The 24332-nt window shown below is 56.9% G+C and carries 15 protein-coding genes and 2 pseudogenes; 9 read left to right on the top strand and 8 right to left on the bottom strand.

Going from position 1 to position 24332, the window contains the following annotated elements; translation table 11 throughout:
* Position 1: 1 nt before the first annotated feature.
* Positions 2-1867 (top strand): PAS-domain containing protein, encoded by a 1866-nt coding sequence (locus GOW04_RS16105; protein ID WP_371814414.1) that lies wholly within the window; start codon positions 2-4, stop codon positions 1865-1867.
* Positions 1867-2568: a response regulator transcription factor gene (locus tag GOW04_RS16100; protein WP_152460491.1), complete on the top strand. Its 702-nt coding sequence runs from the start codon at positions 1867-1869 to the stop codon at positions 2566-2568. The genes GOW04_RS16105 and GOW04_RS16100 overlap by 1 nt, the downstream gene beginning before the upstream one ends.
* A gap of 142 nt (positions 2569-2710) precedes the next feature.
* Here the strand turns inward: GOW04_RS16100 and GOW04_RS16095 are convergent, their stop codons facing one another.
* From GOW04_RS16095 to GOW04_RS16075, 5 genes are read right to left on the bottom strand one after another with little or no spacing between them, the layout of a single operon-like run.
* Positions 2711-4021 carry an HlyD family type I secretion periplasmic adaptor subunit gene (locus GOW04_RS16095; RefSeq protein ID WP_171233236.1) on the bottom strand — a complete coding sequence of 437 codons (1311 nt, stop codon included), beginning with the start codon at positions 4019-4021 and terminating at the stop codon, positions 2711-2713.
* Entirely contained in the window at positions 4005-6152 is a 2148-nt protein-coding gene (locus GOW04_RS16090) for a type I secretion system permease/ATPase (RefSeq protein ID WP_254430179.1), read from the bottom strand. Before GOW04_RS16090 ends, GOW04_RS16095 begins: the two co-directional genes overlap by 17 nt.
* Positions 6149-7492, bottom strand: coding sequence for a TolC family protein (locus GOW04_RS16085; RefSeq protein WP_256368274.1), 1344 nt, complete (start codon positions 7490-7492; stop codon positions 6149-6151). Before GOW04_RS16085 ends, GOW04_RS16090 begins: the two co-directional genes overlap by 4 nt.
* Positions 7479-8312, bottom strand: coding sequence for a SapC family protein (locus tag GOW04_RS16080; protein ID WP_171233234.1), 834 nt, complete (start codon positions 8310-8312; stop codon positions 7479-7481). The genes GOW04_RS16085 and GOW04_RS16080 overlap by 14 nt, the downstream gene beginning before the upstream one ends.
* Positions 8313-8359: 47 nt before the next feature.
* Positions 8360-12271: an Ig-like domain-containing protein gene (locus GOW04_RS16075; protein ID WP_254430177.1), complete on the bottom strand. Its 3912-nt coding sequence runs from the start codon at positions 12269-12271 to the stop codon at positions 8360-8362.
* A 160-nt stretch (positions 12272-12431) separates the two neighbouring features.
* Between GOW04_RS16075 and GOW04_RS16070 the strand changes: the two genes are divergently transcribed.
* The 5 genes from GOW04_RS16070 to rfbA all read left to right on the top strand — a co-directional run bounded on the left by GOW04_RS16070 (position 12432) and on the right by rfbA (position 18209).
* Positions 12432-14480, top strand: a complete 2049-nt coding sequence (locus GOW04_RS16070) for a dockerin type I domain-containing protein (protein WP_254430176.1) — start codon at positions 12432-12434, stop codon at positions 14478-14480.
* Positions 14481-14857: 377 nt separating this feature from the next.
* The gene (gene rfbC, locus GOW04_RS16065; RefSeq protein WP_171169900.1) at positions 14858-15427 is read left to right on the top strand and encodes a dTDP-4-dehydrorhamnose 3,5-epimerase; all 570 of its coding nucleotides are present in this window, start codon (positions 14858-14860) and stop codon (positions 15425-15427) included.
* Positions 15424-16464, top strand: a complete 1041-nt coding sequence (gene rfbB, locus GOW04_RS16060) for a dTDP-glucose 4,6-dehydratase (protein WP_171233233.1) — start codon at positions 15424-15426, stop codon at positions 16462-16464. Before rfbC ends, rfbB begins: the two co-directional genes overlap by 4 nt.
* Positions 16461-17324 (top strand): dTDP-4-dehydrorhamnose reductase, encoded by an 864-nt coding sequence (gene rfbD, locus GOW04_RS16055; protein ID WP_171233232.1) that lies wholly within the window; start codon positions 16461-16463, stop codon positions 17322-17324. The genes rfbB and rfbD overlap by 4 nt, the downstream gene beginning before the upstream one ends.
* A gap of 18 nt (positions 17325-17342) precedes the next feature.
* Positions 17343-18209, top strand: coding sequence for a glucose-1-phosphate thymidylyltransferase RfbA (gene rfbA, locus GOW04_RS16050; protein ID WP_171233231.1), 867 nt, complete (start codon positions 17343-17345; stop codon positions 18207-18209).
* 73 nt (positions 18210-18282) lie between these two features.
* Here rfbA and GOW04_RS16045 read toward each other — a convergent pair.
* Both GOW04_RS16045 and GOW04_RS16040 read right to left on the bottom strand, forming a co-directional pair.
* Positions 18283-19095 (bottom strand): annotated as a pseudogene (locus tag GOW04_RS16045) (glycosyltransferase family 2 protein); the annotation flags it as partial.
* Between the two features lie 374 nt (positions 19096-19469).
* Positions 19470-20820 (bottom strand): annotated as a pseudogene (locus GOW04_RS16040) (IS3 family transposase).
* A gap of 89 nt (positions 20821-20909) precedes the next feature.
* On the opposite strand from GOW04_RS16040, the gene GOW04_RS16035 reads away from it, so the two are divergent.
* The gene (locus tag GOW04_RS16035; RefSeq protein ID WP_174830446.1) at positions 20910-22175 is read left to right on the top strand and encodes a glycoside hydrolase family 99-like domain-containing protein; all 1266 of its coding nucleotides are present in this window, start codon (positions 20910-20912) and stop codon (positions 22173-22175) included.
* An 81-nt stretch (positions 22176-22256) separates the two neighbouring features.
* Here the strand turns inward: GOW04_RS16035 and GOW04_RS16030 are convergent, their stop codons facing one another.
* On the bottom strand, positions 22257-23222 hold the full coding sequence (locus GOW04_RS16030; protein ID WP_171233230.1) for a LysR family transcriptional regulator: 966 nt from the start codon (positions 23220-23222) through the stop codon (positions 22257-22259).
* Between the two features lie 73 nt (positions 23223-23295).
* Here GOW04_RS16030 and GOW04_RS16025 point away from each other — a divergent pair, with 73 nt between their 5' ends.
* Positions 23296-24330: a phosphotransferase family protein gene (locus GOW04_RS16025; RefSeq protein WP_171233229.1), complete on the top strand. Its 1035-nt coding sequence runs from the start codon at positions 23296-23298 to the stop codon at positions 24328-24330.
* Positions 24331-24332 lie beyond the last annotated feature (2 nt).

Genomic DNA, 24332 nt, shown 5'->3' with positions numbered 1-24332 from the left:
GATGACGACTGCCGGACTGAATCTCATCGGTCAGGCGCTTTCGATTTATGACAGCAACCTGAAACTGGTGCTGAGCAATCGTCGGTTCAAGGAAATGTTCGACCTGCCGGACGAGCTGGTCGAACGCGGAGCTTTGTTTCGGGATACCATCCATTTTCTCGCCAGCCGTGGCGAATACGGTGACGAAGAAAGTGTGGAAGAAATGGTGAACCTGCGCGTCGAGCAGGCTTTGGCTTTCGAGCCTCATTACATGGAGCGCGTAAGGCCCAACGGGCAGGTTATCTCGATTGAAGGCGCGCCGTTGCCACAGGGCGGATGGGTTGCGGTCTACACTGACATTACCGGCACCCGGCGAGCAGAAAACCTGCTGCGGGCGCGATCAGAAGAATTGTCGGAACAATTGCTCGGCCACGCCGAAGAACTGTCTGCAACCAACCGAAAGCTTGCGGCCACGATCAAGGCATTGGAAGAGGCCAAACGCGAGCTGACCGAAATCGAAGCCCGCACACGCATGATGACCGAAATGATGCCGGCTCATATCGCGCATTTGGATCGCACTGGTCGATATGACTACTCCAACCGCCGTTTGAGCGCGGTCCTGCCCGGACGTCCGTCGGAGATTCTTGGGCTTCACATATCCGAAGCGCTTGGTGCCGCCGCGTATCGGCGGGTCAAAACGCATCTGGCAAAAGCCTATGACGGAGAAACCTCCGTATTCGAGTTCAACGAGGATCAGGATTCCCGCCGTATCCGCGTTTCATTCACGCCGGATGACGCCGGTGGCGTATATGTAATGTCGGTTGATATCACCGAGGAAACGCAGGCGCGCGTCGTTTTGCAGCAAACACGCCGCCGGGCTATGGCCGCCCAGATGACCAGTGGATTGGCTCATGACTTCTCCAACTTGCTGACGATCATCCTTGGGATGCAGTCCAAACTGAACAAAATGGACCTGTCGGATGAAGCACATGAGCTGGTTGCCGCGACACAGCAAACGGCGCGTCGGGGTGGGCAATTGCTGAACCGGATTGCGGACATGACCGGGAACCGAACGCCACATCCTCAGGCCACGGACATGAAGGCGCTGTTGGAAGACCTGAGAATACTGGCCTCGCCTTCCTTGCCGCGCGGCGTCGGTTTGTCGGTTGTCAACACTTTGCCCGACCGGGCTTTGATGCTGGATCCGGGAATGGTGCAGGATGCGTTGCTGAACCTGGTGCTGAATGCGCGGGATGCCTGTGGCAGTTCGGGCCAGATTACAATCAGCGCGCACACCATCGGAGAAATCTGGGTTGAAATCACCGTATCGGACACCGGCCCAGGTTTTACACCTGAGGCGCTGGAAAAGGCGCTGAACCCGTTCTTTACCACCAAGGGAAGCGACGGGTCGGGGCTTGGACTGCCCATGGTGTATGACACTGTCAAGCTGGCCGGGGGCGATCTGAACCTCAAGAACACGCCATCAGGCGCATCCGTCGTTTTGCGGTTGCCCTATCGGCCAGCTCCGCCCGTGCAAGACGGTCTGGTACTTCTGGTCGAAGACAGCGAAGATCTGCGGGGGCAGTTTCGGGATATGCTGGTAGAGCTGGGCTTCGCCGTCATCGAGGCCAATTCGGTAGATGAGGCGCTGGCGTTGATAAACAGCGTTGAAGACATTTCTCTGGTCCTGTCCGATATCCGTCTCGAAGGAAGTGGTACCGGTCTGGACATTTTGCGGCAGGTGAAGCCGGGATTGCCATGTATCCTTATGACATCGCTGCCCAGTTCGGACCCGTTGTACCAGCGCGCCCTTGCCTTGGCCCCGGTGTTGCGTAAACCATTTTCGCAGGCTCAATTGTCAGCCCTGATCCAAACCGAGGCCGCCTGATGACGCAACCGCTGGTTACCATCCTCGATGACGAACCCGAAATCCGGCGCATCCTAACGGACGCTCTGGAGGATGCCGGTTTCCGTACGCAGAGTTTTTCCCGCGCGCGAGAATTCGAGGCTGCGCTCAACCGTGTGACGCCCGATGTCTGTCTGGTCGACCTGTCATTGCCGGATACGGATGGGCTGGCGTTGGTTCATCGTCTGGCGTTGGAACAAGGCGCGGCCGTGATCATCATTTCGGGGCGCGCGCAGGTGCAGGACCGTGTTACGGGGCTGGAACTTGGGGCAGACGATTATATTACAAAACCGTTTGACCCTGCGGAAGTCGTGGCGCGGATCAGGGCAAGATTAAGAACACCCCGCACTCAGACCTCTCATTCGGATACGGCGGAATTCAACGGCTGGACCGCACATTTTGACCGATACGTGCTTGAAAGTGAATCAGGTGACGAAACGCCGTTCAGCCATGCAGAGGGGGAAGTCCTGCGGCTGTTTCTGGAAAGCCCCAAGCGGCTGATCAGCAGGGGACAAATGCAGGAGTCCCTGGGCGGCGCAGCCGGAGACAGTTTTGACAGGGCGATGGATGTTCGGATTTCCAGGTTGCGTACCAAGCTGGGAGAGGATCCCAAGAACCCGCGGTTGATCAAGACGATCTATGGGGCGGGGTATATATTCTTGGGTGATGTCGGTTGGAAGTAGACGCAGATCCAACCGGCCGAGACTTGGTCAGATGAGTTGTTTTCCATGTCTGTTTGACCCTTTCGAGCCTTCCGTGCTGAAGCTGCTGACACCGAGATTTCCGTATCGGAAGTGACACGTCTGCCCCCAATTACCCCATCGCTCATTCGCGCAATGCCTGATCCTTTATCTTCACAACCGGTTGCAGAATATAATCCAGCACTGTTTTGCGACCAGATAGAATGTCCACTTCGGCGATCATTCCAGGTATGATTTCGACCGCTATGCCATTCCCATCAAGCATGGTGCTTTTGGTTCGGATCTCGACCACAAAGACCTCTTCGTCATTCCGCTCTGATCGTGTGACCGTGTCTGCACCGATGCGGATGATTTCACCATCCAGCGCCCCGTATCGTGCGAAATCATAAGCCGTGATTTTGACCTTCACAGGCTGACCAGCGTGCAAAAACGCGATATCCTCAGGCTTTACATAGGCTTCAACCAGCAATGTGTCGTCCAGCGGCACGATTTCAACAAGGTCCTCTCCACTGCGGGCGAGACCGCCGATGGTGGAGCGATGAATCCGGTTTACAATGCCGCGTACCGGAGACCGAACCTGTGCCCTTGACGCCCGGTCGCGCAAAGCGGGCAGGGCGGGTTGCAAGGCAGCCAGCTCGGCAGTAGCAAGCGCCAGATCCGTCAGCGCGGCGCTGCGAAACCGGCTTCGCACCGCTTGAATCCGATCATCGATTTCGTCCAAGCCCGTTTGCAACCTGTTGGTCACAGCTTCTGCCCGCACCTTGCGACCGCGCCATTCGGCTTCACTCCGCCGCAACGCAAGCAATGTTGTTGCAGGCTCCATTTGACGCTCGACCAGCGGCGCCATGATGGCCCTCTCTTCGGCCAGGACCACCAGGGTTTCTTCTGCCGTCACTTGATCGACCAGGCCTTCCTCAAACTCTCGCTGTTTTTGCTGACGCTGACGCTCCAGGATGGCTATTTCTGCCTCCAACTCAGCCTGCCGGCCTTGGTACAGTGCAGTTTCGGATTGCACGACGGTAGGCGCGCCGTTGATCAGTTGAACATCGAAATCCAGTTGTGTCCCATCAATTTCGGACCGAAGACGTTGGATGCGCGCCATCAGCCCGAACGCGCGTTGCTGTTCCTGACTGAGCTGACTGTCAATTTGGGTTGTTTCCAGTTCCATCAGCAGTGAACCTTTTTCGACCAGTTGGCCTTCGCGCGCATGCAACGACTGCAATACGCCGGGCTCGGTGGCTTCGATCAGCTGGATGTCTCCGGAAGGCACGATCCGGCCGTCCACGCGCGTGACATCGTCCAGTTCGGTCAGATGCGCCCACAATAGCGCGGCGATCAGGCAGAGCAGAATCACCAAAAGCAGCAAGGAACTCCGAACAGGAGAGCGTCCCTGCATCTCGCGCGCCAGGGTGGCCAGATCAGGATGCTGCGACATTCAGGTGCCTCCCTGTCCGACGAACATGTTGCGTCAACATACTTTTGGGGCCATCCGCCGCGATTTTCCCGTGTTCAAGGATGATGACTCTGTCAACAAGCTCCAACAGGCTGGTTCTGTGTGTAATGACAACCATGGTGGACTCTGCCGTGCATTCTTTCAGACGTTGGATAACCTGGGCTTCGGTTTTGACATCCATCGCGCTTGTTGGTTCATCCAGCAGGAGAACCGGCGGACGGCCAATGAGTGCCCTTGCCAGGGCAATGGCTTGCCGCTGTCCGCCAGAGAGGCCTTCGCCGCGTTCCGCGAGTTGAAGATCGTAACCCCCGGGATGGTTGGCCACGAAATCCTCAACCCCGGCGGCGCGGCCTGCTTCGATCAGTTCGTGATCTTTTGGCCGGATTGCGCCACTTGCGATATTGTCCCGGACTGATCCGGAAAAGAGCCATATGTCCTGCAGGACGGATCCGATATTGCGTCGCAGATCGCCAGGATCGATCTGGCGGATATCAAGGCCGTCGAATGTGACAGATCCAAGACGCGGCGCGTACAATCCCAGCATCAGACGTGCGATGGTGCTTTTCCCGCAGCCAATCTGACCCAAGATCGCCACTTTTTCACCCGGTTTGATCGTGAATGAAACGCCTTGCAGGGTATCTTCCCCCTGGTCAGGGTAGGAAAAATACACGTTGTTGAAGGCGATCGCTCCTTGGAAATGAGGTCGGTTGACCCAAGTTCGGCCTTGTGGGCGTTCGCTTTCCGCCATCATCAGCGCGTTGAGGTTTCGGTATGCGCTTCGGGCTTGGTTAAGCCTTGTCAAGGTCTGCGCCAGCTGCCCCAAAGGTGCCAGTGCCCGCCCTGTCAGCATCACCGAGGCAACCAAAGCGCCCATGCTGGTCTGTCCGTCCGTGATCAGAAAAACCCCATAAAATACGATCAACACCTGTGCCGCTTGTTGCGTAAAACCGGTGAGGTTGAGAGCAAATTGTGTAACGGCCCGGCTCTGAGCACCGTGCGAGGATTGCCGTTCTATCGCCTGCTCCCATCGGGAACGCATTTGTCGGCCCGCGGCCGTTGTCTTTATCGTTTCAAGGCCCGAGACAGCTTCTACGAGGACCGATTGTTTGGATTGCCCGTCAGACAGGCTGTTTTCTGCCATGCGGGACAGAAGCGGCTGTACGGCCAAACCTGTCAGCAGAACCACAGGCACGGCCAGAGCCGGGACCAATGCCAGTTGTCCGCCGACCAGGTAAATCACAAACACGAACAACCAGATGAACGGCAGATCCACGACGGCAACAAGCGTTGCGGACGTGAAGAACTCGCGCAGGGTCTCGAACTCACGAATGGTACTGGTCATAGCGCCGGTGGAACCCGCGCGTGACTTCATCTGGATATTCAGAACGTGGTCGAAAATTCGCCGCCCCATGAGCAAGTCGGCTTTTTGCCCGGCCTTGTCGATGAACGCTGCTCGCAGCAATTTCAGCGCGAAGTCAAATAGCAGCGCCAAGGCCACGCCCGCCGTCAAGGCAATGAGCGATTCGGTTGCCTCATTGGGCAACACGCGATCATAGACAACCATGATAAAAACTGAGGTCGACAAGCCAAGAAGGTTTGCCAGTGCCGCAGCGAGAGCAACTTGTATGTAAGTCCATCGATTGGCGGACAGCGCCGCGCGAAACCAATGACCTCGGTAAGCCGTGTGACCGGTGTCCAATTCATCTGTATGATTTCGCCGAAACAAGACAGCGAAACCGGTGTAGGACTTGGCCAGCTGTTCTTCTGAAACTTCGCCGATTCCTTCGCCAAGTTCCGGGTCATAGACCAGCAAGGCACCGTTTTTTGCGCGGCCATGGTACACAACCGCCTTGTTTTCGGTCATCAGCAACAAGGCCGGAGCCAATGCTTCGTCAAAACTCGCGATGCGCCGCGCGCCATAGCCCGCCTGTAGACCTGTGTTTTCCGCCACCGAGAGGATGTCACGAACAGTCAGATCCCCGTCCGAACCGGTCTGCGACGCCTGGATCGTTGCAAGGGTCAGAGGGCGTTCAAGCGTCGCGGCGATATTCAGAATGCAGGCTTCGTAGCATGTCAAACGGGCGCGATCCGGCATTGATTTCAACGTGCTCATTTCACCTCGTTCCAATTGCCAAGCGAAAGTCCGAGCAGGTCCAGAATGTCTCCGGTAAGGCTCAGTGCCGCGTAGTTGGTCAGAAAATAACTCTGTTCGGCCAGAATCAGGCGTTCTTGCGCATTTACGTAATCGCGTTGAGCGTCCAGAATTTCGATCAGGCTGCGACGCCCAATCGAGAACTGTGCGCGGGATGCAGTAACACTGTCGGCATTGGCAGCTGCCGCAATACGGGCCGCGCGCAGCCGTTCTGCGCCTGCTTTTTGATCGGATCGAATAAAGCCCAGCTCCCGCATGATTTCGCGAACCAATTGCTCTCTCGCGAACTCCGCTTCTTTCACTTTGGCTTCTGCTGCTGCGATGGCGGCGCGGCGTTGGCCGGTGCTGTCAAGCTCGTAGTTGAAAGAAAGATCCACGCCAAAATTTGCGTCCCGAGTGTCATCCTGGTTGGCAAATGCGGCGACCCGAACGTTCGGTTTGCGCCGTGCCTGCGCGGCCGACCATTCGGCTTTGGCTGCCAGCAAGCGGGCATCCGCCCTGCGGATCTGAGGGCTGTTCATTACGATCTGGGCATCACTTCTATTCAGCGGTGGAGCTGGTACAGGAGGGGGCAATGAGCCGGGAAAAGTCCCGAACACTTCTCGAAACCGCGCTTCGGCCCGATCAGTTCGTGATCGTGCGTCAGCCAGTCTTGTGCGTGCATCTGCCATTCTGGACTGCGCGGTCAGAACATCTGCATTTGAACCGGCGCCGCCCGCTGTGCGGTCCGAAATCTGACGCACCAGTTCTTCATGAACCGAGACATTGTCAGCCGCGATGCGGAGTAACTTTCTTTGATCAATGACAAGCACATAGGTCTCGATGGCGGCCAGCGCCGTGGCTGATGCCGTCTGAATTTGATCGCCCCGTGTTTCCAGAACACGTGCCCGGGCTGCCGTCAGATCCCCCGAGGCAGCCCCACCGTCATAAACCAATTGTGAAATTCTCAGATAGGGTGAAACATCTGCAATGTCCGATTCGACCCGTTCGGACCGTGCATTTATTCCCAACGAAATCTGCGGAAGAAAGGCGCCTTCCCCTGCATCTTGATTGGCTGATGCGATATCCATCCTTGTATTGCTTTGCGCCAATGTCGGGCTTGTCTCTACCGCCTGGCGCACGCGTTGCCCGAATGCACTACTGCTGAGCTTTAACGATGGCTTTACTGCCCCGGCACCGGTGGTCCCGGGTGCAAAAGACACTGCCACTAGAGTCAAATCAGGAGGGGGCGTGCAGGCGGACAACGGTATTGCGAGCAGAGCGAACGCAACCCAGGACAAAACTGCTTTACAGGAACGCATGATGACCCTCCTGCCTGCAATGGTCCATGGCTTCTTCTTTCTGTTGCGCCGCAACCAACGCGTCCAAGAACCCTGAAACACCGGTGGTCTGTTGTGTCAGAGAAGTATCAGCTTCCCGATGCGCGCGGGCATGTGCGTGTGTCAGCCAGATACTGTGGGTCAGCGAAATCTGATGAGCGTGAATCAGTCGCAACCCCCCATTCGAAGTAAGCAGTGACAAGTGCGCGCGGGGAATTTTCTCCAGGGCGTTCTGCGTGACGCCAAAATGCCCGCTCGGAAACTCAACTCCCTGAAAAGTGGTCAGTGAACCAAACAATCCCATGTCAGCAAGAACACGACACAGATGCGTTGTGTGTTTCATCGACTCTTTCAGGGCGCGAAAGAAAGCTGCGACTTTTTTCAGTTCCGGCGCAAGTTGACCTGATTTGTCGAAGAATACCTCGTCTTCCGGATTGTCAGTGATAAGCCCCGCCGTTTCGTCGACAAGCAATTCGTCACGGCCGTTACCATCCGGTTCAGTCAGTCGTGGCCGGAACGGAGCACAGCGCAAGACGCATGGCACATAAGTCGCGAGCCATTTGCCATGTGCTGACACAAATGGCGTAGGCTGGTCCGGTTGCACGGACAATACAGCCACTGGATAAAACCCGTGTTCAGATTTCCGAAAAGTGATTGGAAATGTGGCGGCGGCCTGAAGAATTTCTGCTTCGACCACAGGGCAATCTGCCATAGTCCGTGCGAAATCGAACGAGGTGAACCGCCTCCAGAACCGATGACCATGTCTTCCAAGACTGACCGGAGTTAAGCCATTCTGTGCCATAACCGCCTCATGATGTTGAATTACGTCTGTATGTGCGCCGGTCTGGATCAGGCCGTTGCCCCGGTCGGGTCGGTGTGAAGGATGTTATCTGCGGTCAGGCCGCTCAGATCGCTCAGGTCTTGGAACGTGGCCACGGTTTCAACGCTGGCATCGTTCGCCGCCTGGAAATCTACCTTGACCAGAACACTGTCTGTTCCGTCAGTTGCCATCACGTAAAGCTCATCGCCCGCCATGACTCCGGCAAGACTCTCGACAGCGGCTTCGATTGTGCTGAGGTTGAGGTCGGTGAGTACCGTGCTGAGGCCGACAAATCCGGTGTTCGTGCCCAACGTGTCTCCGGTGGAAAGCAATTCGATTCCGGTGCCATCACCGCGAAGCGTATTGGTGTCCAGCCCGTGGAACATCAGTGCGTCGGTTACATCCGCAGCCGGGCCAATCGTAAAGCCAGTCACAGCGTCTGTACCATTGCTGGCCGGGTCGGCCTCGAAGACGACGATGTCTCGCCCTGCTGCAGAAACATCAATGGTATCGTCGCCGTCACCGCCGCGCGTGATGGTGTCCGTATTCGCAGCGGTGAGCGTGTCATCGCCAATGGTGCCAAACTGCACTGTCGTTGGCCCGCCATCAGACGTTTTGATTGTCAGCTCAATAGGCTGGCTGGAGTCCTGGATCGTCATCGTGAAAGTGACAAGCGGCTGAGAAAGATCTGTAAAGGTTGTCGCCGCGCCAGCAAAATTCATCGCGCCCCCGGCGCCCGGGCTGGCCAAGAACAAATCGAAGGCGTTGTTTTCCGAAACCGACGCCGTGTTGAATGTGACAACCGAAGGGTCAAATCCGAGCTCTGCCGTCAAAGCCAGACCGCCAGAGATATCGCGGTCGGCTTCGGCATAGATTGCGAATGTCACCGTAGATCCCGAGCGCCCTACTTCAGAGATCACATAGGCGGCGGGTTCATGCGCAACGGCCTGCTCGGAAACCGGCAGCGGATCTGGTCCACCCGCAACTGTCGCCTGCGCGGAAAAGACAAGGTCATCACCTGCCTCCACTGCCGAAAAGTTGGACGCCGCGACAGCCAGCGACCAGGATCCGTCTGCGGCCACCGTTGCAGATCCGACCGAACTGCCGTTTAACGTGACATCCACCGACTGGCCGATTGACAATCCGGTCGATGACCCGCCGAGAGTAATTCCGGAAGCTTTGGCATCGGCAAGACCAATCGAATTGTTGACCCCGACATCGTTCAACGTCAACAGGGGGCGAAAATCTGTGGAAAGTGAGCTGTTCGCCGCGGCCGAGCTGTTTCCGGCCAGATCGTCAACAGTGGCGGAAATGGTATAGCTCGTTCCGTCAGAGAGCATTCCAAGATCACTTGCTGGAACGGTAACTGCCCACGAACCATTTGATGCAACGCCTGTATAGGTTTGCCCGCCGAATGTGACCGAAACGGTCTGGCCATCTTCAGCCGTGGTCGTGCCTGAGATTGCAAGATCCACGCCCCTCTCGGTCACGTCCAACACGGTACCCACAGGCAGACTGTTTATGGATATTGAAGGTGCTGTGAAGTCAGTGGCAAAGCTTGTCGTGGTTTGATTGTTGTTTCCCGCCGCGTCCGAGATCGACGCATTGATATTGTAAGTCTCGTTGTCTTGCAGGGCAGACAAATCTGTCACGGTTGCCGTATAGGTCCAAGTGCCCCCGGTTACCGTTGCCGTTCCGGTGACGTCCGTAGTGCCGTCAGCGCGCGTGATTTCGACGGTAACAACGGTTCCGTCCGGCGCATCGGAAGTTCCTGACACCGTCAGGTCGGTTCCTTGTTCAGCGGCGTTCATGACGGCCCCGTCGGATACGGTTGAAATTCCGATCGTCGGTGGCGTGAAATCGGTGGTAAAGCTGTTGTTCGCTTGCAGAGCCGGATTCCCGGCAGCGTCCGAGACATCCGCAGTTACGGTGACGGTCGACGCGTCAGATAGACCTGTCAGATCCGAAGCAGGTACAGTTACGCTCCAATTGCCGCCGGAAACCGTTGCGCTATGGGACTGCCCGTTCAGACTGACGGTTACGATTTGTCCGTCTTCAGCTGTCGTACTGCCCGAGATGGAAAGATCCGTGGCCCGCTCGGCTGCATTCATGACAGCTCCGTCCGAGAAACTGTCGATGCTGAGCGTCGGCGCGGTCACATCCTTGGAAAATGTCACTGCGGCCTGCGGTGCCGTCACGCCACTGGCGTCGTCGACATCTGCGGTAACAGAGAAGTTGCCTCCATCCGACAAGGACGCCAGATCCCCAGCTGGCACAGTCACGTTCCAGGCCCCGCCGGATACTGTTCCGGAATATGTTTGACCATCGAGGGTTACGGTGACTTGCTGACCATCCTCAACGTTTGACGTCAGCCCGCTGATGGTCAAGTCGGATCCGGCTTCGGTTGCGTTCAGTACGGAACCAACAGGAAGCGGTGTTATCGAAATGGAAGGACCGGTCAGGTCTACGGGAACCGATACTAGAAGCGGCACTGCCGGATTGCCCGACACGTCCTCGACGGCTACCAGAACAGATGCAGGTACTCCGGTGGAAAGACTGCTCAGATCGGAATTGGGGATCGTTACACTCCAGCTTCCGCCAGAAGCGGTGCCTGTGTGCACTTGTCCGTTGAACGTAACGATGATGGTCTGACCATCCTCTGCCGTGGTGGAACCGGTCAAGGCCAGGTCGCCGGCTACGTCGATCAGTTCTATCGAGCCGCCAGCCACGGGATCCAGAGATACAGTTGGTGCAGTGAAATCAGTATCAAAGCTTCCGCTCGCCTGTGGTGCGGGATTTCCCGCCGCGTCGGCAATATCCGCCGCAACGGCAATCGTCGCGCCATCAGGAAGGGCCGAGAGGTCTGCCGCCGGAACGGTGACGCTCCAGTGTCCATTGGATACCGTGCCCGAATAGTTTTGCCCGTTCATTGAGACGGTAACGGACTGCCCGTCTTCTGCATCGGTTGTTCCGGTGACCGTCAGATCCGTTGCCTGTTCGATCGAATTCAAAACAGCGCCATCGGAAAACCCGGTGATCGACAGGGTTGGAGGAATTGTATCAATATCGAACTTGACGGATTCGCTGGACAGTTCCGTGCCTGAATCGTCCAGATGTCTGACTGTCACCGTAGAGACGCCTTGCGGAAGCGCATTTGCTTCGGCCGCAGTGAGAGAAATGCTCCAACTGCCGTCATCGTTGGGTGTTACGGTTTTGACCAGCGAACCTATCGTGACCTCGACTGTCGATGTTCCTTCGGGTGCGGCGGCATTGGTAATGGCACTGTTCAATGCCGTTGCCTGAAGTTCGGCCAGGTTCAGGCTGGTATAGCTCGGTTCCGGTTGGGGTTGGGGTTTAGGCGCTGGCGCGACAGGTTCCGGGGAATCGCCGCCGCCGCCACCGCCTCCGCCCGCAGCGGCAGCTGCGCCGGCCAGCCCGAGGCCGCCCAATGCAGCCCCGGCGCCGCTGATTCCGCCAGCTGCTGCACCGGCTTCAGCTGCGCTGAACTGGGCGATTTCAGCAACCGCCGCTTCCGCGATCATGATTGCGCCGCTGTCCAGAACCTGCACGTTTTCCGCCGCCACGATCATCGTCCGACCGTCCGCCATTTTCAGAAGAACATCGCCGTTTTTCAGCAACTTGGCGGAGCGTACACCCGGAATTGTCTCTGCGAACTGGAAGGCGTAAAGCTCTTCGATGGTTGCTTGTGACAAGGCAGGCAAGGCCATCAACGTGGACATGAGGCTGCCAGCCGCGCCTCGACCCGCCCAACGACCAAGTTTACCATTGATCCATTGTTGAACTTGAGATTTGCGATCTCCGTCCGTCGAGTCAGCCGCCGGACGATTGTTGGCCTCAGGTGCTTTGGTCATCTTGCCCTCGCATGTGGTGTCCGCGATCATCGCAACAGGAAAGGATGTGCTGTTTGGCGTTTTGCTCATCTGTCTTTCCCATTTGTTGCCGTAGCGATCGGACCTGAAAAAATTGAGTTAAACTGAAACCGAACTTCTCGTTTTCACCACAATTCTGCTTCGGTTTCGGTCTGCTCATCTGGTCATCTTGCCGTAACTGCCAGGGGTGGCGCGGGAGGTGATGGCTGTGATGCTTCAGTTCGAAAGTGTAGTGGCAACGGGGAGCACGGCGCTCGATTCAGGTATCGGCGATACGGCTTTAAAAACGCTTAACGGGAATACGTATCTCTACACGGTGACCGGCCCGGGTGGCGGCGTCGCGGTCTGGCGGCTGGTCGACGGTGCCCTGCCGCAGCTGGTTGATACCGAGTATTACAGCGGTTCGATCACCTTCCAGGTGGGGCGCAGTGCCACGTCGATAACGCTGGCGGGAACCGAGCAGATTGCGCTCGACATCAACACTGCCACGGGCCTAGTCGGGTATGACGTGAACGCGGACGGAACGATCGGTAACCTGAAGGAAACGGGTGTGCTCAACGGAGGCGGAGATATCTCGGCCATCGTACAGTTTTCACTTGGGTCTTCGGGTGTCCTTGCGATGGCGCATGAGGATACAGGCAATATCGGAACCTACCATGTGAACGCGAACGGGACGCTCAGTCTTGCGGGTTTGATTGCCGGCACAGCGGATGCCATGCAGACGTTGCGGTCGGGTTCGGAACATTTTCTGATCTCAAGTGACGCGGCAACAAACTCTGTCTCGACATATCGCATCGATTCCGGCACCGGCACTTTAACCGAGATCAACAATGATTCGGCGCTCGGAACCCTTGGTGTTTCTACTCCAACGGATGTCGAGACCGTAGAGGCATACGGTAAATCCTGGGTCGTGGTGGCGGGGTCCGTAAGCAACTCCCTCAGTGTTCTTCAATTGAACAGCGATGGAAGTTTGAAGGCGACGGACCATGTGCTTGATACGCTTCATACGCGGTTTGAATCGGTTCAGGATCTGGAGGTCATAGACGTGAACGGTCGGGTCTTTGTGGTTGCAGGCGGCGGCGATGATGGCCTGTCTCTGTTCACTTTGACACCCGAAGGTCAACTTGTTCATATGGACAGTTTCGAGGATACGCTGGCCAGTGGATTGCAGAATGTCGAATCGCTGGCGGTTGCACATGTGGGCGACGAGCTGCAAATTCTCGTGACGTCACAACAGGATGCCGGGGTGAACGTCCTGACGGTCCCGGTCGATGATCTGGGTGTGGTGCGCAAGGGGTTCGGTACCGTGAACGGGAGCGCGTCGGACGATATCCTCAGCGGCGGTATTCTGGACACGACCCTTTTGGGAGGCGCCGGAGACGACATTCTCATCGCGGGGAAGGGTGCGACGACGATGTCGGGTGGTGCAGGGGCCGACATCTTCGTGATGCAGTCCGGTAGTGGTCTGACCACAATAACCGACTTTCAGGCGGGCGTGGATCGTCTGGATATGTTCGACTACCTGCTGTTGCGGTCGCCTCAGCAACTGACCTTTACCAGCACGGCAAACGGCGCTCAGATCGAATATCGTGGCGAGGTCGTGCAGGTCCAATCCGCCTCGGGCGGCGCTTTGACAAGCACGGATATCTTCGGCGCAGGCTTCGCCGGACCGGATCACATCCCGGTAGATTTCGGGGACCTGGGCGGGCAGACACCGGGCAGCTCTGGTGGATTGGTCGGGCAGATTACGGTGGACAGCGAGGCTGCGAATCCGGGGCTGACGGATGCGGAAATCCGGTTCACGCCGGACGGCGGGGGCACGGTATCCGCCACCGCAGATGATCAGGGGCGGTTTGATCTGGAATTGCCCGATGGCACCTTTCCCGGAGTGCTGGACATCACCAAACACTATTCCACGGCGAGCGGAAAGATTGACGCGCTGGACGCCTTGCAAGTGTTGCGCATCTCGGTTGGTCTCGACCCGACATGGGGTCCCGCGACCGCGGAAAACCTGATAGCCGCAGACGTCAACAGGGATGGCACTGTGAACGCCCTGGATGCGCTTGCAATTTTGCAAGTCGCCGTTGGGCAGTCCACGGCCCATGACCCTGAATGGGTATTTCTGGATGAGAACGCGGACCTTTCAGGGATTACCAGAGACAATGTAACCTATCAGACAGGTGTCGACGTCGTGGCGGTGGATGGGGTCATCAACGTGGACATGACCTCCATCCTGTTGGGAAATCTCGAAGCGGCCTGAGCGCCGAAAGATATCTCGGCCAAAGCAGGCTTGTACCTTTTTAAGCAGTAAGGTGTAGATCGGCTTTTGCGGCCAAATTGACACGTCCCAGCCTCAGCGCTTGAATACCGCCCCATGTCGCGGTGCTTTTGGTTTCGACCCAAGCGTTGGCGCGCCTGCGGCTTCACTATCTGTTACATCCCTGTGTTTTCATGCAGAGATGGTCCAATAATTTCAATGAATTCTACCAGAATCGCAACTTGCCTGCGATAATCGCCCGACCTTCGGAACCGATAAGCCGCTCAAATTGCTGATCAGACAACATAGGTCTTGGCGTCGGTGGAGCAAATGTGACATAGCAGGCCGAGACATCAACACATAGATGAAAATTAGTAACAATGGAAATATTGGCGCTTTCCATTCCGGAAGTGAAACTGATCACCCCGAAGCGTTTTGGCGATCATCGCGGGTTTTTTGAGGAAACCTACAATGGCGACAGTTTTGCGGCACAAGGAATTCATACGCAATTCGTTCAGGACAATCATTCCCTTTCGAGCACGGTGAACACGGTACGCGGATTGCATTTTCAGGCTCCGCCAAGGGCGCAGGCCAAGCTGGTGCGCTGCGGTCGTGGGCGGCTGTTTGATGTCGCGGTCGATATCCGCAAAGGCTCGCCCACCTATGGTCGCTGGGTCGGTGAAGAACTGAGTTTCGAAAACGGGCGGATGCTGTTGGTTCCTGCGGGGTTCGCGCATGGGTTCGTGACGTTGGAGCCGGAGACCGAGATCGTCTACAAGTGTTCTGATACCTACGCGCCGGAAACCGAAGGCGCGGTTCGTTGGGACGATCCCGATATCGGCATTGAATGGCCACAGAGCAATTCAGAACCCCAGCTGTCCGAGAAAGATCGGATCGCACCACTTCTGCGCGAAATTGAATCTCCTTTCGTATTCGAGGACACACAATGAAAATTCTGGTTACGGGCGGGGCGGGCTTTATCGGCTCTGCCGTTATCCGTCGCGCGATTGCCGATGGGCATTCGGTCGTCAATGTCGATGCCCTGACCTACGCGGCCTGTCTGGACAATGTTGCCTCTGTCGCGGATGCGCCGGGATACGTTTTTGAACATGCGGATATCCGGGATGCCGCCGCCATGTCGGCGATACTGGACAGGCACCAGCCAGACGCGATCATGCATCTGGCCGCTGAAAGCCATGTTGACCGCTCGATCGATGGCCCGGCCGCGTTCATCGACACGAACCTGACCGGGACCTATGTATTGCTGGAAGCAGCACGCGCCTATTGGCTGGGTGCCGGCCGGCCCGAGCATTTCCGGTTTCATCACATATCAACCGACGAGGTCTTTGGGTCCTTGGGAAAAACCGGGTTTTTCACCGAAGACAGCCCATACCAGCCGAACTCACCCTATTCGGCCTCGAAAGCGGGATCGGATCATCTCGTGCGGGCGTGGCGTGAAACATACGGCCTGCCAGTGGTTCTTACCAATTGCTCCAACAACTACGGCCCTTACCAGTTTCCGGAAAAGCTGATCCCCGTTGTCATCCTCAGCGCGCTGGCGGGCAAACCGATCCCGATTTACGGGAAAGGCGACAACATTCGCGACTGGCTGCATGTCGATGACCATGCCGAAGCCCTGTTGCTGGTGCTCGAAAAGGGTGAACTGGGCCACAGCTACAATATCGGTGGCGAGAATGAGATGACCAATCTTGATCTTGTCAGAATGCTGTGTTCGATCCTGGATCGCCTCAAGCCGGGTGAAACGCCCTATGCGGATTTGATCACGTTCGTCGCTGACCGCCCCGGTCACGATCAGCGTTATGCCATCGATCCGACCCGGATTCGCACCGAACTGAACTGGCGTCCTTCCTACACGCCTGAAACCGGGCTGGAACAGACGGTTCAGTGGTATCTGGACAACAGCGCATGGTTGAACGCCTTGCGGGCCCGCAGTGGCGTGGGTGAGCGGCTGGGTGTTGCCAAATGAAGGCGCTGGTGTTCGGCCACGGGGGGCAGGTGGCGACCGAGTTGCGACGTCGCGGACAGGCGCATGGTGTCCTGGTTGAAGCTCTGGATCGCACCGCGGCGGACCTGTCTGACCCGTCGCAATGTGCAGACGCCATCCGGCATACGGATGCGGACGTGATCATCAATGCGGCCGCCTATACGGCGGTGGACCAGGCCGAAGAGGAAAGCGACCTGGCGCAACGGATCAACGGAGATTCACCCGGTGCAATGGCGCGCGCCGCCGCGGCCCGCGACCTGCCTTTTCTGCATATTTCCACGGATTACGTTTTTGACGGCTCTGGTACGACCCTCTGGAACACCGATGACCCCACCGGGCCCTTGGGGGCCTATGGTCGAACAAAGCTGGACGGCGAACACCAGATCGCAGAGGCTGGCGGTCACTATGCCATTTTGCGCACAAGCTGGGTGTTTTCGGCCCACGGAAAGAACTTTGCAAAGACCATTCTCCGACTGGCAGAAACCCGTGACAAGCTGACCATCGTCGCAGATCAGATCGGTGGGCCAACACCTGCTGCCGACATCGCCGAAACCTTGCTGAAAATGGCCAAGGCCGGCCCCGCAGCCAAAGGTGGCATGTTCCACTATTCCGGGGCACCCGATGCCAGCTGGGCGGATTTCGCCCGTGAAATTGTTTCTCAATCCGGCTTGTCGGTCGAAATCGAGGATATTCCAACCGAGGCGTACCCAACGCCGGCGCCCAGGCCACTGAACTCACGAATGGACTGTTCGCGGCTTGAAAACGTGTTCGGAATTCAGAGGCCCGACTGGAAAGCTGGACTGGCCGAGATATTGAGCGAGTTGAAGTCAGCGACCAGCTGAACCTTGAAAGGACAGATTATGCAGCGCAAAGGCATTATTCTTGCCGGTGGGTCCGGAACCCGGCTTTATCCGATCACCATGGCGATATCGAAGCAATTGCTGCCGATCTACGACAAGCCGATGATCTTTTACCCCCTGAGTGTTTTGATGCTGTCGCAGATCCGCGAAATCGCGATCATCACCACCCCCCAGGATCAGGATCAGTTTCAGCGCCTTTTGGGGGATGGCAGTCAATACGGGTTGTCCTTGACCTGGATCGTGCAACCGTCTCCTGACGGTCTGGCGCAGGCTTATACACTGGCCGAGGATTTTCTGGATGGTGCGCCGTCTGCGTTGATTCTGGGTGACAACATTTTCTTCGGACATGGCCTTCCGGACCTGCTGCTCGAGGCGGATCAACTGGAGCGCGGCGGGACTGTTTTTGCGTATCGGGTCGCTGATCCCGAACGCTACGGTGTCGTGGATTTCGAAGGGAACAAAGCCCGCGCGATTGTCGAAAAACCCAAGGTACCTCCGTCGAACTACGCGGTGACGGGTCTTTATTTTCTGGATGGCGATGCTCCGGCCCGCGCGCATGAGGTCAAACCGTCAGAGCGTGGCGAGCTGGAAATCACATCGCTGCTGGAGATGTATCTGGACGAAGGTTTGCTGGATGTGCAGACCATGGGGCGCGGTTTTGCCTGGCTGGATACCGGCACGCACGGGTCTTTGCTGGATGCGGGAAACTTCGTGCGCACGATCACGGAACGTCAGGGTATGCAGACCGGAAGCCTGGACGAAATTGCCTGGGCAAATGGCTGGATTGACGACGAGGCGCTTGATGAACGCGCGCGCCTGTTCGCCAAATCCACGTACGGCACCTATCTGAAGGGGCTGTTGAGCTAGGCCGCGAACTGTCTCATGGTTACGTGTTCTGGCTTGATTTTGCTTGAGCCGCAAACGGCTTCGCGCTTTGCGATCAAGGTCTGAACGGGGCTGGTCGGGCATTCCGGCCATGCCAGACACCGCGCAAGAAGGCCCATTGCTTGGCGCGTTTTCTCGCTGAAAACAACACAGCCGGAGACAGCAATTGCAGCAGCGCCGATGCCAGGGCCCGACCAAAGGCCATCGGGACTTCATGTTTGCGGGCGACGTAAACCCGCGATTGCCCCATATACCAGCCTTTCAGGCCAGCGATGGCGGGACTTCCCGGCGAAGATTTGCCTCTGGCGTGGCGCATCCGAGCGTTGTGAACATAGTAAAGTGGCCCGCAAACGGCTTTGAGCCGCAGGCTCAGGTCATCGTCCTCATGATACAGAAAGATTTCGGGATCAAACCCGCCGACCGCCTCGAATGCTTCGCGGCGGACCAGGAAGGCCGCGCCGACGAGGACCGGCAATTCAAAATCGGAATCGGCTGTTTTCCTGGGCAGGGTTTCATTTCGGGGAATGATCACACTGTATCGCCTGAAACGAGGAGCCCCCTTCCGGTCCAGAATTGCAGGGTTGAAGGCTGACGCATCCGGATGATTGTCGGCCCCCTCTTGCAACGCATCCAATGCTCCGGGCAGCAAGTGAGAATCCGGGTTCAGAAAAAAAAGCAGGTCCGTTGTTGCCTTGGCGGCACCAAGGTTGCATGCGCGGCCAAACCCGATGTTGTCGGGGCTTTCGATCAGAGTTGCGCCATGTGCCTCGGCCATTTGCCGAACCGCTTCTATATCATCCGAGCCATTGTCGACCGAAATTGTCGGCACGCCCTCTGGGATGGAATTCAGCATCTTCGGCAGTACACCACTGCTGTTGTATCAAACGCTTATGATCGTAATCTGTGACAATCCTGCCCGCCGTATCTGTGGAATGGGCATGATCGTTACTTCCTTGCAAACACAGTTAGGGTCAACCCCGGTTCAAGTACGACGGATCCGGGCTGCTGAGTAAGGTCTGTGATCTTTTGCATTCAGCGACGCCAATCTGAGAAACGATTGAATTGGTTTTTCACCGGTGAAGCGAAGGCAAGAAACCGATCATCAAGCGCAGCCAAATGGCAAAGCCGCGTTAGGGGATGCAAAGCCTTTTTTGATCGGAGCGGCAAGATTGTCCGTCATCGAATGAAGTACTCCGATTGAGCCGACGGCGTTTAGGACGGCCTGGCTCATTGATTGCGATCTTACGCGGCGCTCCCGAGGTTGAGCAAGCGTCGCTGTTTCAGTGTTCTTTCCTTGATGGTTCTCCTTTCCTTCAGAATGCCGTCGCTGCGACCGAAGTAGATATCGGCCGGTGTCAGATTGCCGAGACTCTCGTGATAGCGGCGGTGATTGTAGTGGTCGACGAAGGCTCTGATCGCTTCCTCGAGTGCGCCCGGTAGGTAATAGTTCTCCATCAGGATGCGGTTCTTGAGCGTTTGGTGCCACCGCTCGATCTTGCCCTGGGTCTGCGGATGATTTGGTGCCCCTCGAACGTGGTCCATTCCTTGATCTTGGAGCCAATCCGCCAGGTCACCAGAGATGTATGATGAGCCGTTGTCGCTGAGCAGCCTCGATTTATGTCGGACGGTCGCCGACGAACAGCCTGATGCCTCCAACGCCAGTTCCAGAGTGTCGGTAACATCGTCGGCCTTCATCGTTGTGCAAAGCTTTCATGCCACGATGTAACGGCTGAAGTCGCCCAGGATCGTCGAGAGAAAAAGCCAACCCCAGCCAGTCACCTTTAGGTAGGTGAAGTCGGTCTGCCAAAGTTGGTTCGGTCTCGTGGTCTTGTCATGGAACTCGTCGGCAGCCTTGATCACGTTGAACGCCGGCCCAGTAATCAGATCCTGCTCCTTGAGGATACGATAGACCGAAGGCTCTAACACAAAGTACCATTTCGTGTCTGTAAAGCGGAATGCCAGCTCGCGGGGCGATAGTTTCGGCTCATCAATAGCGAGGTCAACGACGGCCTTCCGGATCTCGTCAGGGATGCGGTTCCAGACCCGGCCGGCGTGTGGACGGCGATCTTCAAGCCCCGCTTCACCAAACGCCTCATAGCGGGCACACCAGCGGTAGAACGTGGTTTTCGGAATGCTCAGCCTCGACAGCGTTCTCTTCGTTGGCAAGTGGGACTGCTCGACAAGTCGGATGATCTCGATCTTCTCCGTTGCGAGGTATCTCATATGTCGTCGTCCCCATCACCGAGCATACTTTTTTTGAGTAGGCGGTTTCCAGGGTGAGGTCGGCAATGGCCTCCTTCAGGGCCGACGCCTCGGCCCGCAGCTCCTTCACTTCGGGGCTCGTCGCTTGCCTGGCCGTGTCGCCTGCCAGCCGCTTCTTTCCGGCCTCCAGGAACTCTTTCGACCTGGAATAGTACATGCTCGCGGCAATCCCCTCGTGAGGGCAGAGCGCGGCGATGCTCTCCTCGCCGCGCAAACCCTCCAGCACAATGCGGATCTTCTCCTCCGCAGAATGGTGCTTGCGTGTCTCGCGGCGAATGTCCTTGACGACCTGTTCAGCTGTAGGTTTGTCGGTTCCAGCTTTCCGTCTCATCTTCACTTCTAAACGGTTCAGATGAGCCAGAAACCTTCCGTTATGCAAATCCTACAATCAGGCCTACAGGTGCTGATGTCAGACACTATTTGCTGACCGCAGCGTCGAAACTCAGCCCACCTTTGTCGCCACGTACGGCAAGGCGGTTCAGAAATTCAGCCAAGAAAAGAGACCCCAAAAGGGGTTGGGACAAACCGGGGCAATCCAACAGGCAGGGGTTTGAAGCCATCGGTCAGGCCGAAGAGTTCAAACCCTTCGACCCGCCTGCCAAAGCTGAACCCGCAGTGCGGGCGATTGCGCATTACCTGCCGCAATTTCACCCCTTCAAAGAGAATGATGAATGGTGGGGCAAAGGATTTACCGAATGGTCCAATGTCGGAAAGGCGGTTCCGAATTATCCGGGCCATTACCAACCTCATTGTCCGATTCATCTGGGTTACTACGACTTGCGGTTGCCAGAAATCATGGTCGAACAGGCGCGGATCGCGAAATCTTACGGGATAGGAGGGTTCTCCTATTACTACTACTGGTTCGGCGGAAAGACCTTGATGGAGCACCCGCTCGAACAAATGTTGGGCAATCCGGAAGTCGACATGCCGTTTTGCCTGACATGGGCAAATGAAAACTGGACGCGCCGCTGGGACGGACGGGCGCACGACGTTCTTATCGCGCAGAACCATTCGATCGAGGATTCCCTGAACCTTCTCCGCCATATACGCAAATATTTTGATGATCCGCGTTATATTCGGATAGATGGGAAACCGGTTTTCATCGTGTACCGAGCGAACATCATACCGAATATCGAGGAAACAACCGCGGCTTGGCGAAAAGAGGCACAAAGCTGGGGCGAGCCGGACCTGTATCTCATAGCTGCCCAGACTTTCGATATCGGCGACCCCGAGAAACTGGGTTTTGACGCTGCTATGGAGTTCCCGCCGCATCAGGTAAAGCGCACCGACATCACGGATGAGATGGGGATCTACAATCCAGAGTTCACAGGAGCCGTTCTGGATTACCAGGCCGTGGTCGAGGCAGAGCTTCAAAAGCCGGAACCCCGGTACAAGCTGTTTCGGTCCTCCACGCTCTCATGGGACAATACCGCGCGCAATCAGGATGCCCCCCGGATTATGGGGCGGTTCACGATCGATGCCTACAAGCGCTGGACGGAACATTTGTGCCGCCAGGTTCTTGCGCAGGAAAAATACAGTGCCGACGAAAAAATCGTTTTCATAAACGCGTGGAACGAGTGGGCAGAGGGGACGCATCTGGAGCCTGACCGAAGATATGGCTTTGCCTATCTTCAGGCGACCTATGACGCGTTACCCAAGAAGTCTGAAAGTCAGATCAACACGTGACGCGTCCGACCTTGAGGTTTCGCGGACCTGACGGTTGGCGCCTCTGATATCCTGACGACACATGGTGCCCGGGGTTCCGTATCAATTCTGATCGACCCTATGATGCTGTTCCGTATCGTTCGCTCTGACGGTGCGACCTGCAATTTGGTCGAACATCCATTGTACGGCTTCGTCGCCGTCGGAACGGATATGCCGATAAAGGCGAAGTTCGATCGGAGGCACTTCAACCGGCAGCCTCAACATGCGCAGCCCCATTTCACGCGCGCTGCATTCGGTCAGCGTGGCAACCATATCTGTATTGTGCAGAATATCCCGGATGTTCAGATAACTTTGCATCTGAAGCCCGAGTTTGCGCCGTGCGCCCAGTTTGCGCAGGACGATGTCGACCGGACTCGCCCCCTGAGGCCGTGAGGAAACATGCAGATGTGTCAGCTGAAGATAACGCTCCAGCGTCAATGGGCCCGAACCCAGCGGGTGGTCGGGTCGCATGGCACAGACATAGCGGTCCTTCATGATGGTCTGGCTGATCAGATCCGAACTGTCCGGCATCGGAATGTCCGACGCGATGTCGATCGTGCCCTGCTGCAACGCCTTGCGCGTATCCCGGCGGGGAATGCGCACGAGGCTGAGTTCGACCTGGGGTGCCGTGCGCTGAAACCTGGACAAAAGCCCGGGCAGGATGATGAGGCTGTGAAGATCGACCAAACTGACCCGGAACAGCCGTTTGCTGGTGAACGGGTCGAACCGTTCACCCTGCGCCGATGCGGCTTGCAACTGGTGAAGAGCGGCTGAGATCCTGTCCGAAATGCTCTCTGCCAGGGCCGTGGGCTGCATCCCCGTGCTGGTCTTCACGAAAAGCGGGTCGTTCAGTGTCTTGCGCAACCGGGTCAGGGCGTTGCTGACGGCCGGTTGCGTGATCGACAGGCGTTCGGCAACGCGGGTCAGATTTCGTTCGGTGTAGATGGCGTCAAAAATAACAAAAAGGTTCAGGTCGATCTTGTTGAGCTTGGTCGTCATGTCATTCACCAGATTTATGCCGGCGATCATGCAAGTAAATTTCACAAATGTCATTGGGGGCGGTAAGCTGAATCGTATCCTGGCGGAATACGGAGTTTCATGCATGACCTCATCCGGCCTCGAACTCGATACCCAGCGGCTTTCGACATATTTGGGGCGCCATATCGAAGGCTTCGCCGGCCCATTGTCCTATCAAAAGTTTTCGGGCGGGCAGTCGAACCCAACCTATCTGCTGAAGGCCGGTGGTTCGAAATACGTGCTGCGCCGCAAACCGCCAGGTGACCTGTTACCTTCGGCCCATGCGGTGGATCGGGAATATCGTGTTCTGAAGGCACTTCATGGCACTGCGGTTCCGGTCGCCAAACCTTACGTGCTGTGTGAGGACACGGAAGTCATCGGTTCCATGTTCTATGTCATGAGCTTCCAGGAGGGCCGTATCTTCTGGAACCCGGCGCTGCCCGAGTTGGACGTGGCCGACCATCATCCGGTGTTCGACGAAATGATCCGGGTTCTGGCCGCGCTGCATTCGGTTGACACAGGCGCCGTCGGCCTGTCGGACTTCGGCAAACCGGGAAACTATTTCCAACGCCAATACAGCCGCTGGACCAAACAGTATCGCGCCGCAGAAACAAGTAATCTTCCCGAGATGGAACAGCTTTTGGGCTGGCTGTCACGCAACCTGCCCGATGGTGACGGTTCGGTCAGTCTGATCCACGGTGACTTTCGCATAGACAATTTTATCTTCGCTTCGGATGCCCCGCAGATCACCGCGGTTCTGGATTGGGAACTGTCGACGCTGGGCCACCCGATGGCTGATCTGGGCTATTTCTGTGTGTGTCTCAGATTGCCGCCCACCGGTCTGATCCGGGGGCTGCAAGGGCTGGATCGCGCTGCTTTGAACATCCCTTCCGAAGCTGAGATGATCGAGCGGTATTGTTCGCTGCGTGACCTGCCGGAGATTGAAAACTGGACTTTCTATCTGGCGTTTTCCTTTTTCCGGATGGCTGCGATTGCACAGGGTGTTTACAGCCGTGCGCTGGCGGGAAACGCATCGAACGAGAACGCAATGGCGTTCAAGGGGCTGGTGGCCCCTCTGGCGCAAATGGCGCTCGACGAAATCGCTGCTGCAACTCACTGAAG

Origin of the sequence: Ruegeria sp. HKCCA4812, assembly GCF_013034245.1 — a bacterium.
Taxonomy (GTDB): Bacteria; Pseudomonadota; Alphaproteobacteria; order Rhodobacterales; family Rhodobacteraceae; genus Ruegeria.
Note: the sequence above shows the minus strand (reverse complement) of the source record. Positions and strands in the feature narration are given on the sequence as shown.

Excerpts from the sequence above, each read along its gene's own strand:
- GOW04_RS16085 (WP_256368274.1), bottom strand. The coding sequence starts at position 7,492 with ATGCGTTCCTGTAAAGCAGTTTTGTCCTGGGTTGCGTTCGCTCTGCTC.
- rfbA (WP_171233231.1), top strand. The coding sequence starts at position 17,343 with ATGCAGCGCAAAGGCATTATTCTTGCCGGTGGGTCCGGAACCCGGCTT.
- GOW04_RS16075 (WP_254430177.1), bottom strand. The coding sequence starts at position 12,271 with ATGAGCAAAACGCCAAACAGCACATCCTTTCCTGTTGCGATGATCGCG.
- GOW04_RS16090 (WP_254430179.1), bottom strand. The coding sequence starts at position 6,152 with ATGAGCACGTTGAAATCAATGCCGGATCGCGCCCGTTTGACATGCTAC.
- GOW04_RS16070 (WP_254430176.1), top strand. The coding sequence starts at position 12,432 with ATGCTTCAGTTCGAAAGTGTAGTGGCAACGGGGAGCACGGCGCTCGAT.
- GOW04_RS16100 (WP_152460491.1), top strand. The coding sequence starts at position 1,867 with ATGACGCAACCGCTGGTTACCATCCTCGATGACGAACCCGAAATCCGG.
- GOW04_RS16080 (WP_171233234.1), bottom strand. The coding sequence starts at position 8,312 with ATGGCACAGAATGGCTTAACTCCGGTCAGTCTTGGAAGACATGGTCAT.
- rfbB (WP_171233233.1), top strand. The coding sequence starts at position 15,424 with ATGAAAATTCTGGTTACGGGCGGGGCGGGCTTTATCGGCTCTGCCGTT.
- GOW04_RS16095 (WP_171233236.1), bottom strand. The coding sequence starts at position 4,021 with ATGTCGCAGCATCCTGATCTGGCCACCCTGGCGCGCGAGATGCAGGGA.
- GOW04_RS16030 (WP_171233230.1), bottom strand. The coding sequence starts at position 23,222 with ATGATCGCCGGCATAAATCTGGTGAATGACATGACGACCAAGCTCAAC.
- GOW04_RS16105 (WP_371814414.1), top strand. The coding sequence starts at position 2 with ATGACGACTGCCGGACTGAATCTCATCGGTCAGGCGCTTTCGATTTAT.
- GOW04_RS16025 (WP_171233229.1), top strand. The coding sequence starts at position 23,296 with ATGACCTCATCCGGCCTCGAACTCGATACCCAGCGGCTTTCGACATAT.
- rfbD (WP_171233232.1), top strand. The coding sequence starts at position 16,461 with ATGAAGGCGCTGGTGTTCGGCCACGGGGGGCAGGTGGCGACCGAGTTG.
- rfbC (WP_171169900.1), top strand. The coding sequence starts at position 14,858 with ATGGAAATATTGGCGCTTTCCATTCCGGAAGTGAAACTGATCACCCCG.